The 15,459-nt window shown below is 68.1% G+C and carries 22 protein-coding genes; 13 read left to right on the forward strand and 9 right to left on the reverse strand.

The genetic code is table 11. The annotated features are described in order from the left end of the window. Positions 1-47: 47 nt before the first annotated feature. From FXN61_RS37175 to FXN61_RS37185, 3 genes are all read left to right on the forward strand, one after another. Complete coding sequence (locus FXN61_RS37175; protein WP_312878287.1) at positions 48-377, forward strand: putative sulfate exporter family transporter; 330 nt, start codon at positions 48-50, stop codon at positions 375-377. Between the two features lie 17 nt (positions 378-394). After that, positions 395-922 (forward strand): cysteine dioxygenase family protein, encoded by a 528-nt coding sequence (locus FXN61_RS37180; RefSeq protein ID WP_167978619.1) that lies wholly within the window; start codon positions 395-397, stop codon positions 920-922. A gap of 78 nt (positions 923-1,000) precedes the next feature. Next, complete coding sequence (locus FXN61_RS37185; RefSeq protein WP_167978620.1) at positions 1,001-1,642, forward strand: hypothetical protein; 642 nt, start codon at positions 1,001-1,003, stop codon at positions 1,640-1,642. On the opposite strand, the gene FXN61_RS37190 is transcribed toward FXN61_RS37185, so the two are convergent. Then, positions 1,629-2,246, reverse strand: coding sequence for a TetR/AcrR family transcriptional regulator (locus tag FXN61_RS37190; protein ID WP_167978621.1), 618 nt, complete (start codon positions 2,244-2,246; stop codon positions 1,629-1,631). The genes FXN61_RS37185 and FXN61_RS37190 overlap by 14 nt on opposite strands. A gap of 73 nt (positions 2,247-2,319) precedes the next feature. On the opposite strand from FXN61_RS37190, the gene cysD reads away from it, so the two are divergent. From cysD to FXN61_RS37230, 8 genes are all read left to right on the forward strand, one after another. Continuing rightward, a complete protein-coding gene (cysD, locus tag FXN61_RS37195; protein ID WP_376770791.1) occupies positions 2,320-3,207 on the forward strand; it encodes a sulfate adenylyltransferase subunit CysD in 888 nt (295 codons plus the stop codon). Further along, the gene (gene cysC, locus FXN61_RS37200) at positions 3,207-4,982 is read left to right on the forward strand and encodes an adenylyl-sulfate kinase (RefSeq protein ID WP_167978623.1); all 1,776 of its coding nucleotides are present in this window, start codon (positions 3,207-3,209) and stop codon (positions 4,980-4,982) included. Before cysD ends, cysC begins: the two co-directional genes overlap by 1 nt. 58 nt (positions 4,983-5,040) lie before the next feature. Beyond that, positions 5,041-6,096, forward strand: coding sequence for a DUF1214 domain-containing protein (locus FXN61_RS37205; RefSeq protein WP_312878288.1), 1,056 nt, complete (start codon positions 5,041-5,043; stop codon positions 6,094-6,096). Continuing rightward, positions 6,093-7,244 (forward strand): sulfotransferase family protein, encoded by a 1,152-nt coding sequence (locus FXN61_RS37210; protein WP_167978624.1) that lies wholly within the window; start codon positions 6,093-6,095, stop codon positions 7,242-7,244. Before FXN61_RS37205 ends, FXN61_RS37210 begins: the two co-directional genes overlap by 4 nt. After that, the gene (locus tag FXN61_RS37215) at positions 7,244-8,023 is read left to right on the forward strand and encodes an SDR family oxidoreductase (protein ID WP_167978625.1); all 780 of its coding nucleotides are present in this window, start codon (positions 7,244-7,246) and stop codon (positions 8,021-8,023) included. The genes FXN61_RS37210 and FXN61_RS37215 overlap by 1 nt, the downstream gene beginning before the upstream one ends. Further along, a complete protein-coding gene (locus tag FXN61_RS37220; RefSeq protein WP_167978626.1) occupies positions 8,020-8,481 on the forward strand; it encodes an SRPBCC domain-containing protein in 462 nt (153 codons plus the stop codon). The genes FXN61_RS37215 and FXN61_RS37220 overlap by 4 nt, the downstream gene beginning before the upstream one ends. 156 nt (positions 8,482-8,637) lie before the next feature. Beyond that, positions 8,638-9,078 (forward strand): RICIN domain-containing protein, encoded by a 441-nt coding sequence (locus FXN61_RS37225; RefSeq protein ID WP_167978627.1) that lies wholly within the window; start codon positions 8,638-8,640, stop codon positions 9,076-9,078. A 28-nt stretch (positions 9,079-9,106) separates the two neighbouring features. Beyond that, a complete protein-coding gene (locus tag FXN61_RS37230; protein WP_167978628.1) occupies positions 9,107-9,451 on the forward strand; it encodes a hypothetical protein in 345 nt (114 codons plus the stop codon). Between the two features lie 70 nt (positions 9,452-9,521). Here the strand turns inward: FXN61_RS37230 and FXN61_RS51090 are convergent, their stop codons facing one another. The 6 genes from FXN61_RS51090 to FXN61_RS37250 form a co-directional block, all read right to left on the reverse strand. Next, the gene (locus FXN61_RS51090; protein WP_312878289.1) at positions 9,522-9,944 is read right to left on the reverse strand and encodes an aminoglycoside phosphotransferase family protein; all 423 of its coding nucleotides are present in this window, start codon (positions 9,942-9,944) and stop codon (positions 9,522-9,524) included. Continuing rightward, positions 9,919-10,047, reverse strand: coding sequence for a hypothetical protein (locus FXN61_RS54805; RefSeq protein WP_281360800.1), 129 nt, complete (start codon positions 10,045-10,047; stop codon positions 9,919-9,921). The genes FXN61_RS51090 and FXN61_RS54805 overlap by 26 nt, the downstream gene beginning before the upstream one ends. Further along, the gene (locus tag FXN61_RS51095) at positions 10,041-10,700 is read right to left on the reverse strand and encodes a hypothetical protein (RefSeq protein WP_223165770.1); all 660 of its coding nucleotides are present in this window, start codon (positions 10,698-10,700) and stop codon (positions 10,041-10,043) included. The genes FXN61_RS54805 and FXN61_RS51095 overlap by 7 nt, the downstream gene beginning before the upstream one ends. Positions 10,701-10,817: 117 nt before the next feature. After that, positions 10,818-11,159: a hypothetical protein gene (locus FXN61_RS37240; RefSeq protein ID WP_167978629.1), complete on the reverse strand. Its 342-nt coding sequence runs from the start codon at positions 11,157-11,159 to the stop codon at positions 10,818-10,820. Positions 11,160-11,227: 68 nt separating this feature from the next. Next, positions 11,228-11,881: a Crp/Fnr family transcriptional regulator gene (locus tag FXN61_RS37245; protein WP_167978630.1), complete on the reverse strand. Its 654-nt coding sequence runs from the start codon at positions 11,879-11,881 to the stop codon at positions 11,228-11,230. A 137-nt stretch (positions 11,882-12,018) separates the two neighbouring features. Then, positions 12,019-12,624 (reverse strand): TetR family transcriptional regulator, encoded by a 606-nt coding sequence (locus FXN61_RS37250; RefSeq protein ID WP_167978631.1) that lies wholly within the window; start codon positions 12,622-12,624, stop codon positions 12,019-12,021. 124 nt (positions 12,625-12,748) lie between these two features. Here FXN61_RS37250 and FXN61_RS37255 point away from each other — a divergent pair, with 124 nt between their 5' ends. Together FXN61_RS37255 and FXN61_RS37260 are read left to right on the forward strand one after the other, a co-directional pair. Next, a complete protein-coding gene (locus FXN61_RS37255; protein ID WP_167978632.1) occupies positions 12,749-13,963 on the forward strand; it encodes a cytochrome P450 in 1,215 nt (404 codons plus the stop codon). After that, the gene (locus FXN61_RS37260) at positions 13,960-14,151 is read left to right on the forward strand and encodes a ferredoxin (RefSeq protein WP_167978633.1); all 192 of its coding nucleotides are present in this window, start codon (positions 13,960-13,962) and stop codon (positions 14,149-14,151) included. The genes FXN61_RS37255 and FXN61_RS37260 overlap by 4 nt, the downstream gene beginning before the upstream one ends. A gap of 46 nt (positions 14,152-14,197) precedes the next feature. Here the strand turns inward: FXN61_RS37260 and FXN61_RS37265 are convergent, their stop codons facing one another. Beyond that, positions 14,198-14,668, reverse strand: a complete 471-nt coding sequence (locus FXN61_RS37265) for a cupin domain-containing protein (protein ID WP_167978634.1) — start codon at positions 14,666-14,668, stop codon at positions 14,198-14,200. A 61-nt stretch (positions 14,669-14,729) separates the two neighbouring features. Then, the coding region (locus FXN61_RS37270) for a hypothetical protein (RefSeq protein WP_223165771.1) at positions 14,730-15,459 on the reverse strand (730 nt) is incomplete at its 5' end.

Here is a 15,459-nt window from a genome sequence, read left to right on the forward strand (position 1 = left end):
CGCCGGTACCGCACAGGCTGATGCGGGCGTGAAGCTGACGCAGGGTCGTGCTGCTGGCCCCGATGCTCGCCGCGGTGAGCATCGCCGAACGCCGCAGGTTCCCCGACGCCGGCAAGCGTCCGCCGATCGTGCCGTTGTTCGTCGTGGGATTCCTGGTCGCGGCGGCCGTGCGCGCCACCGATGTGCTGCCGGAGCCGGTGCTGTCGGCGGCGGCGTTCGTGGACAACCTGCTGTTGGCCGCCGGCATGTTCGCGCTGGGCACGGCCGTGCGTCTGCGTTCTCTCGTCCGCTCCGGCCTGCCCGCGCTGACGCTGGGCCTGCTCTCCACCGTCCTCATCGCCGCAGTGGCACTCATCGGCACCTTGTTGATCATGTGATCGAAGGAGTCACCGCCATGCCTCGTCTGCTCTCACCCACAGCCGCACTTCTGGTCGGCGCCATCCGCACCGCGGTGGCCACCGGAGGTTCCGACAACGCCGTGGCCGCACGGGTCGCCAAGGCCCTGACCGGGCACCTCACCGACCCCCGGCTGCTGGACCCAGAACACCGCGAACCCGACCCCAACGCCTACCGCCAGCACGTTCTGCACGTGGAGCCCGACGGCAGCTTCTCGGTCGTCGCCCTGGTCTGGCTGCCGGGCCAGGAAACGTGCATCCACGACCACGTGTCGTGGTGCGTGGTGGGCACCTACGTCGGGGAAGAGGAAGAGACCACCTACCGGCTCGCCGGCGACCGCTTGGTCCAGCAGCGCGTCAACCGGACTCCGCAGGGCGTGGCGTCGTACCTGGTGCCGCCCGGCGACATCCACAAGGTGTGCAACAGCTCCAGCTCGTTGGCGATTTCGATCCACGTCTACGGCGCCGACATCGGTCTGCTGGGCACCAGCATCCGGCGCAGGTACGACCTCCCGGTCGTGCGCTGACCGCTGGTTGAGCGGCATTCGGAGGAACATGGGTTCTCGCTGCTAACCCCGGTCCCCGGCCGCAGCGATAGCAGGAACGTGGAACCCGATCTGTGGTCGGCGGCCGCCGAGGCCCTCGACGAGCACGAACGCGACCAGGTGCTGGCGCGACTGGCGGGCACCGTCGTGCAGCCAGGCCAGACCGAGCGACTCGCCAGGGGTGAGCGCGATGTCGTGTTCCTGCTGCCCGACCGGCTCGTGCTCGTGCGGCCGGAGCCGTTCTGGGCGGGTTCGTACGAGCGGAACCAGGTCGTTCGCATCATGTTCGCCGCCGGTCATTTCCAGTTCGACGTGACGAACGGAGACAGCGTCGAGTTCTGGATCGACACCGGCCTTGCCGAGGCCGAACCCTTCGTGGAGCAGGCCCAGAACTGGCTCGCGCCGCGCAAGAGCTCCGCCGGCGGCGCTGTGATCGCGTTCGGCCTCGCGATCGTCGTGGCGCTGCTCTTCGTCTTCGGGCCGGTGGACCTGATGCCGTCGGACGACCGGCTCACCGTTCGCTCGACCTGCAACGACTTCCTGAGGGTCGGCCTGGACGAACAGGTCGAGCTCCTGAGACGGCTCTTCGGGCAGGTGGGCAGACCGGACGAAGCGGAGAAACCGATGACGCTCGACGCGTCACGCCGCCACTGCGGCGAACACGGATCCGCCACGCTGGACTCGCTCGTCACCGGGCGATGACGCCCCGCTCGATCGCACCGGTGGCGAACGCGATCAGCTGCGCCGGCTTGACCCGGTTGGTGCGCGCGCCCTGCAGCAGCAGGTCGTCCGCCAGGCCGATCAGCGAGTCCCACACCCAGTGCGGCAACGCCGGGTCGTCGATCAGCGCCTGCCCGCACGCTTCCGCGGTCTCGTTCAGCGCCTTCGCGAGCGCCTTGATCGTCTTGCGGTAGTCCTGCGCGGACCCCGCGATCTCCTTGCCCCTGCGGCCGCCGGAGAGCACCTTGGCCTCCCACTGCGCGGCCGACCGCCCGAACCGGCGCCACAGCTCGGTGACCTGGGGCTCGATCTCCCGCAGCACCCCCGCGATCCCGAGGCTGCGGTCGACCTTCGCGAGCGTGCGCTGCAGCTCGTCCAGGCGCCGTTCCATCAACGCCGCGAACACGTCCTCCTTGCCGGAGAAGTACTGGTACACGGTGCCGGAGCTGACGCCGGCCCCCAGCGCGATCGCGCGCATCGTCAAGCCGGCGTAGCCCTGCTGTTCCAGGATCAGCTCGGCGGACGACAGGATGTCGCGCCGCCTGCCCTCCGCGTCACCCCAGGCCGTGGTCTGCTCGGTGCTCACGACGCGCAGCCTACTTTGAACAACGTTCAGAAGCATATTGAACGTTGTTCGGTTTGGTTGCTACCGTCAGTGCGTGGACCACCTCGACCGGCTCGAAGCCGACAGCGTCGACATCTTCCGCGAGGCGGTCGCGGAGAGCGAGCGACCGGTGCTGCTGTACTCCATCGGCAAGGACAGCTCAGTGCTGCTCCACCTGGCACGCAAGGCTTTCTACCCGTCGAAGCCACCGTTCCCCCTGCTGCACGTCGACACCACGTGGAAGTTCCGCGAGATGATCGCGTTCCGGGACAGGACGGCCGCGGAGCTCGGGCTGGAGCTGATCGTGCACCGCAACCCGGACTGCGTGGCGATGGGCATCAACCCGTTCGACCACGGCTCCGCGCGGCACACCGACCTGTGGAAGACCCAGGGACTGCGGCAGGCGCTCGACGAGCACCGGTTCGACGTGGCGTTCGGCGGTGCGCGGCGCGACGAGGAGGCTTCCCGTGCCAAGGAAAGGGTCTTCTCGTTCCGCACCGCGCAGCATCAGTGGGATCCGAAGAACCAGCGGCCGGAACTGTGGCGGCTCTACAACACAAGGGTCGCGCCCGGCGAAAGCATCAGGGTGTTCCCGCTGTCCAACTGGACCGAGCTGGACGTGTGGCGCTACGTCGAACGCGAGCGGATTCCCGTGGTACCGCTGTACTTCGCGGCACCACGGCCCGTCGTCGACCGCGACGGCATGCTGATCATGGTCGACGACGACCGCATGCCGCTGCACGAAGAACCACGCCAGGAACTCGTCAGGTTCCGCACGCTGGGCTGCTATCCGCTGACCGGCGCGGTGCGCAGTGAGGCGAGGACCGTCGCGGAGATCGTCGAGGAGATGCGGACCGCGACCACGTCCGAGCGGCAGGGCAGGGCGATCGACCACGACCAGAGCGGGTCGATGGAGCGCAAGAAGCGGGAGGGGTATTTCTGATGGAGCTTCTGCGGTTCATCACCTGCGGCAGCGTCGACGACGGCAAGAGCACGCTGATCGGCCGACTGTTGTACGAGTCGAAGCTGCTGTACGCGGACCACCTCGCCGCACTCGAAGCCGACTCGAAACGCGTCGGCACCTGTGGTGGCGAACTGGACTTCGCGCTGCTGGTGGACGGGCTGGCCGCCGAACGCGAGCAGGGCATCACCATCGACGTCGCGTACCGGTTCTTCGCCACGGAGGCACGGCGGTTCATCGTCGCGGACACACCGGGCCACGAGCAGTACACGCGCAACATGGTGACTGGGGCGTCCACCGCCGAGGCCGCGGTCATCCTGCTCGACGCGCGCAAAGGTGTGCTCAGCCAGACGCGCCGGCACGCGCGCATCGTGTCCCTGCTGGGCATCCGGCACGTCGCGCTCGCCGTGAACAAGCTCGACCTCGCCGGATACTCGCGGGAGACCTTCGACTCGGTCGTCGCGCAGTTCACCGAGTTCGCCGCAGAGCTGGACTTCGCCGAGATCACTTGCGTTCCGATGTCCGCGACCGAGGGTGTCAACGTGGTCGGCCACAGCGAGCTGACCCCGTGGTACGACGGGCCAACGTTGCTGCAGTGGCTGGAAACGGTCGAAACGGACCCGAGACGAGACGGTCCGTCTCGTTTTCTCGTGCAGTGGGTGAACCGGCCTGACTCGACGTTCCGCGGGCTGTCCGGGCGTGTCCTGCGCGGGACGCTGCGACGAGACGAGACGGTCCGTATCGGCGAGCGGACCACCACGGTGGACCGGATCGTCACGATGGACGGCGACCTGACGGACGCGCCGACCGGATCGTCGGTCACCGTGGTGCTGGCCGACGACGTGGACGCGAGCCGCGGTGACGTGCTGGCCGCTGCTTCCGATCCGCCGGGCATCGCCGACTCGTTCCAGGCGCACCTGGTCTGGCTGAACGAGGCAGGCCTGCTGCCCGGCAGGCAGTACCTGGCCAAGATCGGTGCCCGCACGGTCGGCTTCACGGCGACCAAAGCGTTGCAGCTCAACGAGATCGGCGTCGACAAGGTGCACTTCGACGCACCCGTGCCGTTCGAGAGCTACCGCACCAGCCGCGACCTCGGGTCGTTCGTGGTGCTCGACCGGCTGACGAACGCCACGGTCGGCGCGGGAATGATCAACTTCGCGCTCGGGCCGGCCAACGTGCACTGGCAGAACGTGACGGTCGACAAGCAGGCGCGGATCGAACGCAACGACCATCGGCCGTGCGTCGTATGGCTGACCGGGTTGTCCGGCGCCGGCAAGTCCACCATCGCCGACCTGGTCGAGAAGGCGTTGCACGCCGAAGGCAGGCACACGTTCCTGCTGGACGGCGACAACATCCGCCACGGCCTCAACTCCGACCTCGGGTTCACCGACGCCGACCGGGTCGAGAACATCCGGCGCATCGCCGAGGTCGCCGCGCTGATGGTCGACGCCGGCCTGATCGTGCTCGTCTCGTTCATCTCACCGTTCCGGGCCGAGCGGGCGCTGGCTCGGAGCCTGGTCGGCGAGAACGAGTTCTGCGAGGTCTTCGTGGACACACCTCTGGAGGTTGCGGAGCGCCGCGACCCGAAAGGCCTGTACCGCAAGGCCCGCAGGGGTGAGCTCGCGAACTTCACCGGCATCGACTCGCCCTACGAACCGCCGGAGAACCCCGAAGTCAGGCTCGACACGACAGCGTTGAGCCCGGAGGCAGCCGCTGCGGCCGTGGTGGCGAAGCTTCGCGCGCTCGGCGTCTGTTGAACGTTGTCCAGAATCGGGTATGTTCGACTAGAACACGTTCTAAATTCGGGAGGATCCCGTGCCGGATCAAGCGTGGTCGAGGTTCTGCCAGGCGTTGGAGAAGGCCGGTGAGGTGATCCTCTCCGACCAGGCGCCGGACACCCCGCTGGACCGCGCGGAGGGCTACCGGTACCTCGCCAGGCTGACCCGCGAGATGCTCTACTCCTGCCTGGACAACGCCGATCCAGACTTCCCTCGCTTCCACCAGCTGGATCTCGTCAAGATCGGCGCGGACAACCCCGACAACGTCTACCTGTCCGCGAACATCCGCGGCGACAGGACCTACCGGATCACCGGAACCCGCGGCACCATCGCGTACTTCAGCATCGGCTCGAAGGCCAACCGGTACGCCAAGGACGGCACCATGGCGTCCACCGGCGAGCTGTCCGACGCCGATCTCGTGGTCGCGCCGGACGGCACGGTGGAGATCATCGCGAGCGCTACCGAGCAAGCAGGGAACTGGCTTCCGCTCGCCGCGGACTCGACCGGGCTGGTGGTGCGCCAGACGTATCTCGACCGCACCACCGAAGTTCCCGGCGAGTGGCACATCGAGCAGGTCGGCGGTCCCGCCGAACCCGCCGCGCTGACCCCGGAGTTCCTGGCCAAGGCGCTGCAACGAGCGGCGTTGTCCGTGCACGGCACCGCGGCCACGTTCGCGCACTGGACACGCACGTTCATGGCACGCCCCAACGAGCTCCCCGACTTCGGCCAGGAGATGTTCCAGCGCGCGGGCGGCGATCCGGAGATCTTCTACCTGCACGGGTACTGGTCGCTGAAACCCGGCGAGGCCTGGGTGATCGAGACCGACGTGCCGGACTGCCCGTACTGGAACTTCCAGCTGGACAACTGGTGGATGGAGTCGCTCGACCACCGTCGCAGGATCACCGTCAACAAGCACACCGCGACGCTGTCCGACGGGCGTTTGACGATCGTTGTGGCTGAACGGGATCCCGGTGTCGGCAACTGGATCGACACGTGCGGGCACAGTTCCGGCACCGCGTTGCTGCGCTGGCTCGGCGCCACCGACCACCCGATCCCGAAGTGCCGCGTGGTTTCCCTGGAGGAGGTTCGATGACGGTCACGACCGCGCTGAACGTTCAGGAGCTGCTGGACAAGGCCTCTGCGAAGACCGGACTCTCCGACTTCGGCGACGACTGGTTCCGCGAGCCGCTGGACGTGCTCGTGACCAGCCTCAACACCGAGGCCGCGTTGTCACCGCTGGGCTTCGAGCTCACCAAGCACCGGCTGACCGCGCTCCTGGCCGACCGGCTGCGGCTGCGCGCGCTGCAACGCGAACACCCGTCGGTGCTCGACGTGGAAGTGCGTGTGGCCGCCGAGATCTGCGGCCTGCCGCGCACCGGCTCCACCCTGCTGCACCGGCTGCTGGCCGCGTCACCCCAGGTCACCTCCACGTTGTCGTGGGAGGTCGCCTACCCGCTCCCGTTCCCGGGCGAAGGTCCCGACGCCGCGGTGCGCAAGCGTCGTGCCCAGGAACGCATGCAGGTGTTCTCCCAGCTCTCCCCCGACTTCGGCGACCTGCACACCGTGGTGTGGGACGGCCCGGAGGAGGACGTGATCCTGCTGGACCGGACGTTCGTGTCGATGAGCTACGACTCGTTCTACTGGGTGCCTTCGTACGGCGATTGGCTGCGCACGGCCGACCAACGCCCCGCCTACCGCGAGCTGCGCGAGTGGCTGCAGGTGTTGCAGTGGCAGAACCCGTCTCGCGCCGGCCGTCCGTGGGTGCTCAAGTCACCGCACCACCTGACCGCTGTCGACACCGTGCTGGACGAGTTCGCCGGCTGCAAGATCGTCATGACGCACCGCTCGCCCGTCAACGCCGTGCCGTCGTACGCCTCGATGGTGCGCGCGATGTCCTCGCAGTACAGCGAGAACGTCGATCCGGTCCGAATTGGACGGTACTGGTCCGGCCGGTTCGCCAGGACGTTGCGGGACTTCGCCACGGCCCGTTCGGAACGCCCTGACCGGTTCGTCGACGTGCGGTTCGCCGACACCGTCAGCAAGCCGCTGGAGGTCGCCCGCCAGGTGCTGGACGCCGTGGACCTGCCGGCGGGCCCTGCCGACGACGCGGCGTTCGAGGCCTACCTGGAGCAGAACCGCACTGAACGGCACGGCTCGCACTCTTACGCGCCACCAGACTTCGGGCTGTCGGAGGACCAGCTGGAGCGCGACTTCGCCTTCTACTCGGAGGTTTACCTGTGATGCTCCAAGACGAGGTCGTGGTGATCACCGGCGTCGGCCCCGGCCTGGGCTCGAAACTGGCCACCCGCGCCGCCGCGGAAGGTGCGAAGGTCGTGATGGCCGCGCGCTCCGCCGACGTGATGAAGCAGGTGGAGAAGGACGTGCTCGCCGCAGGTGGCGAGGCGGTCGGCGTGCAGTGCGACGTGCGTAAGCCCGACGACGTCGCTCAGCTGGTCTCCACCGCCGTCGACCGGTTCGGCACCATCACCGGCCTGGTCAACTCGGCGTTCGGGCATCCCGGTTTCTTCGACCTGCTGGAGACACCGGAGAAGGCGATCCGCCGGTCGATGGACATCATCCTGTACGGGGCGCTTCAGGTGACCCGTGAGGTCGTGCCGCACATGAAGGCGGCCGGGCGTGGCTCGATCGTCAACATCGGCACGATGGCCACCCGCAAGCCGACGCGCGGCGAGGCCGGTTACGCGGTGGCGAAGGCTGCCATGGCGACCGCGACCAAGTTCCTCGCACTGGAACTCGGCGAGCACGGCATCCGTGCGAACCAGGCCGTCATGGGATGGCTGGACGGACCGGGAGTGCGCTTCTACCTCAAGATGACCGCTGATGCGCGAGGGGTGAGCGAGCAGGACGTCTACGACGAGATCGCCGCGCGCAACCCGCTGGGCCGCATCCCGGCCGACGAGGCCTGCGCCGGTGCCGTGCTGTTCCTGCTGTCCCGCAACGCTTCCGAGATCACCGGCGCGGTGCTGGACGTCAACGGCGGGGAGTACATGCCGTCATGAGCCATCTCATCGAATCGGTCACCGTGGAGATCGACGCACCCGCCGCGTTCGTCTGGGACGTGCTGCTGGACTATCCGAACTATCCACAGTGGAATCCGTACACTGTCAGCGTCTCCACCACGCTGGCCATCGACTCGCCGATCGACCTCACGCTGCCGAAACCGGATGGTAGCGAGGGCACGTGGGTCAGCCGCGAGTACATCCGCGAGGTCGTCCCGCCGCGGTTGCTGCGTTATGACACCGGCGACACGTTCCCCGGGCTGCTGGGGACGCGCGATCAGGTGATCACGCCGCTCGGCTCCGAGCGGTGCAGCTACCGCACCTTCGAAACGTTCACGGGCAAGTACGCGGACGCTGTCCACGCGGCGCAGGGAGCCTGGGTCAAGAAGGGCTTCGACGCCGTCGCCCACGCGCTGCGCGAGCGGGTCGCGGAGTTGCTCAAGATGACGTGGACATGAAGTCCAGACGAACTTGATCACCGAGTCTTTGAGAGCGCACCCAACGTTTGTAACGTTGCAATCACGGGTCGAACGACCTGCCTGATCACGCAATGGGGTGCCATGTTTCGATTTGGCAGAACGGTTTTTGCTGCGCTCGCGGCTGTCGGTCTCACCGTGGCAGTCGCCCCGGCGGCCAGTGCGGCGACCTACTACAATCTGGTGAACTACAAGAGCGGCAAGTGCATGTCCGTCGAGGGCGGCGGTAGCACCGCCAACGGCGCGAACGTCATCCAGTGGAGCTGCAACGACGGCGGTGAGCAGCTCTGGTACTGGTCCGGCAGCCAGCTGAAGAACCGCAAGAGCGGCAAGTGCCTCTCGGTCTCCGGTGGCGGCAGCACCGCCAACGGCGCCGAGCTGATCCAGTGGACCTGCAACGGCGAGGCCGAGCAGTCCTGGGACTCCGATGGCGGCTACCTGGTGAACGGCAAGAGCGGCAAGGTCGCCTCCGTCTCCGGCGGCGGCAGCACCGCCAACGGCGCCAAGGTCATCCAGTGGTCCGCCAACGGTGGTAGCGAGCAGGGCTGGGACTTCGACGCCCGCTTCATCGACGCCTGATCTCTCACCACAGAACTGGGGTTTCATCGTGTTTCTTTCCGCTGCCAAGAAAATCGGCATCATCATCGCCACGGTCGCCGGGGCGAGCATCCTCGCCGCCACGCCCGCCTCGGCCGCCCAGCAGTGCACCGACCTGTACGGGCCCGAGGGCGGCAGGCTGCCGCTGTGCAAGTCCTGGGTCTGGGACGGCAACGACTACGACGGCCGGTGGTGGTCGGACGGCCCGTCGACGCTGCCGTCGCACACGTACATGCAGCGCCGCGAGGACGGCGTCGTGCGGACCTCGTCCTTCTCCGGCAGCTACTCCGACGTCAGCAAGATCGCCTTCCGGCTCTGCGACAACCTGACCAACCGCTGCTCCGGCTGGTGGTGACGTAGTGGAACCGCGGATGCCCTCCCCCAGAGGGCATCCGCTCAGCTCGACACCGCGAGCAGCTCCTCGATCACCGTCTCGTCGCCCCTGTTGCCAGATACGCGACGGCCAGCAACGGCGCAATCACCTGACTCCAGCCGAACAACCGATCACCGTCGAGCCCGCAGGCCGCCGCCACCACCTCACACCTCGCCGCGCCCCCTTCCTGTCCGGCCCCGGCCACCACGAGGTCGACGGCGTCGAAACACGGATCACCCAGGCACGCCTTGGGGTCGATGGCCATCAGACCTCGTTGCCCGCCGTCGAGCGCGTTGCCCAAATGCAGATCTCCGTGCAACAACACGGTCTTCGTCTCCGTGTCCAGCAACCGCTCGCACCGCCGCATCGCCCGTTCCCAGGCGGCCTCACTGATCCGCGCGCCGATCTCGGGCTCGGCAAGCCGCCGCCCGATCCGCGCGAAGAACTCCTCACACCGCCCGCGCAGCAACCCCACCGGCTGGTGCGGCACATCGTGCAACGCGGCCGGACGCCGCGAACAGGTCGAGCACCCCGGCCTGAGCGGCCAGCAACTCCCGATCCGGGCTGAGCTTCAGCACCGCCGGGATCTTCCACCCGGCCACGCTACCCGCCAGCCGAACAGAACGACGGCCGCCACTCCCCCGTGCAGCACGGTGACCAGCGTGGTCTCCTTCAACACCCCCATGAACACCCACCCGAACGACAGCAGCAACGAACACCGCACGATCCCCAGCTTCTTCGCGCGCCAGCCCGCGACGGCCAGCAGCACCGCGCCCGCGATCGACCCCGCCGATGCCGTGACCGGCAGCCGCCACAACCCGTACGAAAGGTCCACATAGGACCCCATCACGAACGACGTGGCCTGCTCCAGCCCCATCCGGTCGACGAGCTCGAAGGCCGTCAGGTCGACCCCGGAGAAATACAGCCTCGCGAACAACGACGCCACGAACGCCGCCGCGCCCACGAGGGCAAGCCGTCCGCCGATCTCCCTGGCGAACACGATCACGGTGGCGCACAAGAGAATCGAGGCGAGCGCGAACAGCGCGTACCCGGCCGTGACCAGCCCCGGCTGGTGCGCGTACGCGGCCAGCTGCTCCGGCGCGGCGAACGGTTCGGCGTCGAAACGCGCCCGTTCCGCCGCGGTGAGCCCGGCCGTCTCCACGCCCAGGTGCCGCACGAGCAAAGCGGCGCACCAGACCAGCGGACCGACCACCAGCGCGATAACTCTCATGCCCCGCAACGCTAGGAAGCAGACCTCGTGACGACATCGGAGCACGGTCCGGTGTCCCGCCTCGGACCACGGTCCGAGGCGGTGTGGCCGCACCCCCTGGCCGCGGCCACACCGGCCTCAGAGTCGCAACAGGCTGGTCGGCGGACGCTCCGGCTCCTTCTTCTCGTCCGCCTTCTCGTCGGCCGCGGGAAGCGCCTCCGGCAACCAGGCGCGCAGCGCTCGCCCGAACATGAGCAGCGTGCGCCAGGTGTCCCACAGGGCCATGAGCGACGCCGACAGCACGATCGACACGGCCACCGCGAGCACGCCGTTGTCGTCGAGCAGCACGACGACGGCCACGATCGCCCACAGTTCGACGACGGTGAAGATCACGGCGAACACCACCTGTTCCGTGTACTTGCGCCGAGCGCGCAGCACCTCCGCGCGGGAGTGTGGATTGGGAAGTGTGTTGCGCTTCATGACGGCTCCTGGTGCGACTCGGTGAACTGTGCCTCCGAGGAAATCGCGACTGGCCCGACATGTCTGCGTCAGATGCCACACAGCACCCGTAATTCTTCCTCACGCAGAATCTCTATGCTGTTGCGGCGGGTCAAGATGATTCCCGCGTCCCGCAGCACTTTCAACGTCCGCGCGAGCGTCTCGCGGGAAATCCCCACGATGCCGGCGAGCTCGCGCTGGGTGAGCGGCACCGTCGCGATCAGGTCGTCCGCGCCCCGGTGCGCGAGGTCGAGCAGCATCGCGCCCACGCGGTGCAGCGACGGGCCCGTGCGCAGCTCCTGCTGGTCGACCATGGCGCGCTGGCGCGACGAGACGACCCGCAGCAGCGTCCACGTGATCCCCGGCCGCACCCGGCACAGCGCCTCCAACGCGCGGGCGGTGATCACCATGCCGCAGACGAAGTCCACCGCCGTCAGGGTCGCGGAGCGGCGCCTGCCGTCCACGGCGGAGAGCTCGCCGATGATCTCGCCGGGACCGCGGACGGCGAGCACGGTCTCCTCACCGGTGACGGCGAACCGGCTCACCTTGACCCTGCCGCGCGAAACCACCAACACGTTCCGCGACTGGTCGCCCTGATGGCAGATCACCGAACCGGGTGCGAATTCGACACAGGTCGCCGCATCTCGCAACGCTGTGCGGTCGGCCGCGTCGAGCAACCCCCAGAACGACCGGTCGATCCCCATCGTTCCATGATTCCGGTAACCGCACACCCCGCATTGCCCCGATCGATCTAAATCGAAGCCGGAATGCACCGAACACTCTCATCAGTTCCGGAAAATGGACGTCCACTTTTGCCGGGTTCGCCCATCGGCAGGAATGACTACCGCTTCTGGGACAGGCCGCGCAAGACCTGGCTCACCGCGCTGGCCATCTGCTCCCGGTGCCCCTCCAGCGTCTCCTTCGTGACGCCCTCGGCCGAGGCTTGGGCGACGTCGTCGGTCGCGACCCTCAGCACGGCGCTCATCGCAGCGGCCTGCACGCGGACCTCGATCGCGTCGGCCGGCAGATCCAGCCGCGGGCCGAGCACGTCCGCCAACGCGTCTTCCGCCCGTTCGCGGAGCATCAGGTAGGCGGCGCGCAACGCGGGTTCGTGGTGGGTCAGCCGTACGACGGAGAGCACCGCGTCGACGTCCTCGTCCGACGACGAGTCCAGCACCGGGGTGTAGGCCTCGCGCAGGTGATCGATCAGCTCCAGCTCGGGCGGCCAGGCGTGCAGGACCGTGCAGAAGGCGTCGACCATCTTGGTGAGCAACGGCTCGACACAGCTCTCCTTGTGCGGGAAGTAGCGCCAGAACGTGCGCTCGGAGACGCCGGCGGCCTGGGCGATCTGCTCCCCCGACGTGCCGGCGACACCCTGTGCGGCGAACAGCCGCACGGCGTGGCGCGAGATGTCCAGGCGTTGCCGCTGACGTTGCTCATCGCTCACCGGCGGCCGGCCCCTCCGAGGCGCACCGTTTTCTGCCACAACATCCGTCATCGGGCGATTTAAGCACGTCACCCGTCCGCAACATTTAGTGGCAGAGAGTGCCAACAATCGCTACGGTCGAGTCATGAGCACTGCCACCAAACGCCTTCAGCTGCCGTTCGCCAGGCCGAACGTCCTCGATCTCGCCCCGCTCTACGAGGTGCTCCGCCGGGAGGCACCGATCACGCCCGTCACGACACCGGCCGGCGACCCCGCCTGGCTCGTCACCCGGTACGAGGAGGTCCGCCTCCTGCTGGGCGACAAGCGTTTCGGCCGCTCCCACCCGGACCCGGAACGCGCGTCGCGCATCTCGACCGCCGCGGTGCAGGACGGGCCGACCGGCGAGTACGAGACCGAGGAAGCGGACCACGCGCGGATGCGCCGCCTGCTGACCCCGGCGTTCTCCGCCAAGCGGATGCGGATGCTGTCCGACCACATGGGACGGTTGGTCGAGGGCTACCTGGATCGGTTGATCGCGGAGCACGAGACCACCGGTGTGGTCGACCTGCACTCCGGGCTCGCCTTCCCGTTGCCCGTGGCCATGATCTGCCAGCTGCTCGGGGTGCCGGAGGCCGACCACGAGCTCTTCGCGTCGCTGTCCGAACGCATGGCGGGCACCGAGATCGGAGAAGAAGCCCATCGGGCGCGCGAGGAGTTCTTCCGCTACATGGTCGGTCTCGTCGAGACCAAGCGCCCGCAGCTCGGTGAGGACGTGATCTCCGACCTCGTCCGCGCCCAGAGCGAGGACCCGTCGTTCGACTACGAGCAGATGGTCCGGCTCTGCGTCGGGCTGCTGTTCGCGGGCCACGAGACCACCGTCAACCGCATCGGCCTCGGCACCCTGTTCCTGCTGACCCGCCGCGAACACTGGGACGCGCTGGTCGCCGACCCCGACGGCCACGTCGACGCGGCGGTCGAGGAGATCATGCGCCTGGGTGCACCCGGCGACCTCGGCCTCCTGCGGTACGCGCGGGAGGACGTCGACATCGCCGGCGTGACGATCCGCCGCGGTGACGCGCTGGTCCTCTCGATCAACGCGGCCAACCGCGACGCGGACGTGTACAGCGAAGCCGAGACGTTCAACCCCGACCGTCCCGAAAGGACACACCTCGGCTTCGGCCACGGCGCCCACTTCTGCATCGGCGCCTCGCTGGCTCGCACGGAACTGCGCGTCGTGTTCTCCGCGCTGGCCCGTCGCCTGCCCGAGTTGAGGCTCGCCAAGGACATTGACGAGCTCGAGGTCCGCGCCACCCTCACCGGTGGTGTCGCCGAGCTGCCCGTCACCTGGAGGTCGCGGTGAAGGTCGTGGTGGACCAGGAGAAGTGCGTCGGGGCGGGGCAGTGCGTTCTGGCCGCCGATGACGTGTTCGACCAGCGCGACGACGGGCTGGTGGCGTTGCTGGACGCCAGCCCGCCCTCGGAACGGCTGGCCGACGTACGGCACGCGGCCGCCGTCTGCCCGGCGGCGGCCATCGTCGTCGAGGACTGATCTCACCGCCCGGCCTGTTCGCTGAACAGGCCGGGCGGTGACGGCTTCACTCGACGAAGTACGAGTCGTGCTTGTCGAGGAACGCGGCGCGATCGGCCTCCGCGATCTGGCCCAGCTTCTCGAAGTACTCCTCACGCGGCGCACCAGGCGTGAAGAGCAGCAACATCTCTGCCGGCGCGTCGGCGTCGTTGCGGAAGGCGTGCAGCCCGCCCTGCGGCACGTGCAGGAAGTCGCCCTCCTCCGCGTCAACCCACTTGTCGCCGTTGTAGAGACGGACAGTTCCGCTGAGGATGAAGAAAGACTCCGAGATCGTGCGGTGGAAGTGCGTCTTCGGCCCACCGGCCTTCGGTTTCATCATCACCCGGTACAGCCCGAACTCGCCGCGCGTGACGTCGGTGGTCGCCAGGTAGTGGATGCCGTCGCCGGGCGCACCGGTGTCGGGCGGGGTGCTCGCCGGGCGGAAGCGCGCGCTGACCTCGCCGCCCTCGCCGAAGTAGACCTTCTCCGGGTATGACATGCCGACCGTCCTCTCGTGGGTTCCACCTACAAGACCGAATTCCACGCCGGAATGTGACAGATCAGCTCTTCATCAGCGGTTCGGTGAGCTTCGTGCCGTCGGCCTTGCCCACGAAGCAGTAGATGAGGCGGTTGGAGCTGCGATAGCCGTTCTCGGTCCTGACCTTCCACGCCTCCGCGGTCGGGATGATCACCCAGTACCGCAACGTCTTCTCCTTGTCCTGGCCGTTCACCTTGGACGAGAGGAACGTGCGCGTGCACCCGGTGCCGCCGATCTTCGTCAGCTCCTCGACACCGGGGTACGGCACGTCCTTCTCCATCTCGGTGTTTGCGAGAACCGAGTCCAGCGGCTCGACGTCGTGCTCCGCGTAGCAGCCGACCCGGTGCTTGGACTCGATCTTCGGAGCGCCCTTCGCCGGCACCCAGGTGAGGCAGGAGTTGCGGAACCCCATCAGCGAGTTGTGCTGGATGTCGCCTTCCGGGCCCAGGGTCAGGACGGGCTGCATCGCGGGCGTGCTCGCGGGGCCGTCGGTCAGGCCGATGTTGGTGAACATCGGCTTGAACACGGTGACGTACAACAGGACCAGCGCACCGACCAGGAACAGCGGGGTGAGCGTCGCCGAGAGAATCAGGCCGATCGGGCGGCGTCTGCGGGGCGGTACGGGGACCGGCGGGGCGACAGGTCCGCTGACCAGCGGGCCGGACTTGACGGGCCAGGACGGCAACGGGCCCGGTGTGACCTGCCCACCGCTCGCCAGCCCACCGCCCGCTAACCCACCACCCTCTTGCCGG

Source organism: Lentzea indica (assembly GCF_012184385.1).
Lineage (GTDB): Bacteria > Actinomycetota > Actinomycetes > Mycobacteriales > Pseudonocardiaceae > Lentzea > Lentzea indica.

Excerpts from the sequence above, each read along its gene's own strand:
- FXN61_RS37180 (WP_167978619.1), top strand. The coding sequence starts at position 395 with ATGCCTCGTCTGCTCTCACCCACAGCCGCACTTCTGGTCGGCGCCATC.
- cysC (WP_167978623.1), top strand. The coding sequence starts at position 3,207 with ATGGAGCTTCTGCGGTTCATCACCTGCGGCAGCGTCGACGACGGCAAG.
- FXN61_RS37210 (WP_167978624.1), top strand. The coding sequence starts at position 6,093 with ATGACGGTCACGACCGCGCTGAACGTTCAGGAGCTGCTGGACAAGGCC.
- FXN61_RS37215 (WP_167978625.1), top strand. The coding sequence starts at position 7,244 with ATGCTCCAAGACGAGGTCGTGGTGATCACCGGCGTCGGCCCCGGCCTG.
- FXN61_RS37220 (WP_167978626.1), top strand. The coding sequence starts at position 8,020 with ATGAGCCATCTCATCGAATCGGTCACCGTGGAGATCGACGCACCCGCC.
- FXN61_RS51095 (WP_223165770.1), bottom strand. The coding sequence starts at position 10,700 with ATGAGAGTTATCGCGCTGGTGGTCGGTCCGCTGGTCTGGTGCGCCGCT.
- FXN61_RS37240 (WP_167978629.1), bottom strand. The coding sequence starts at position 11,159 with ATGAAGCGCAACACACTTCCCAATCCACACTCCCGCGCGGAGGTGCTG.
- FXN61_RS37245 (WP_167978630.1), bottom strand. The coding sequence starts at position 11,881 with ATGGGGATCGACCGGTCGTTCTGGGGGTTGCTCGACGCGGCCGACCGC.
- FXN61_RS37255 (WP_167978632.1), top strand. The coding sequence starts at position 12,749 with ATGAGCACTGCCACCAAACGCCTTCAGCTGCCGTTCGCCAGGCCGAAC.
- FXN61_RS37265 (WP_167978634.1), bottom strand. The coding sequence starts at position 14,668 with ATGTCATACCCGGAGAAGGTCTACTTCGGCGAGGGCGGCGAGGTCAGC.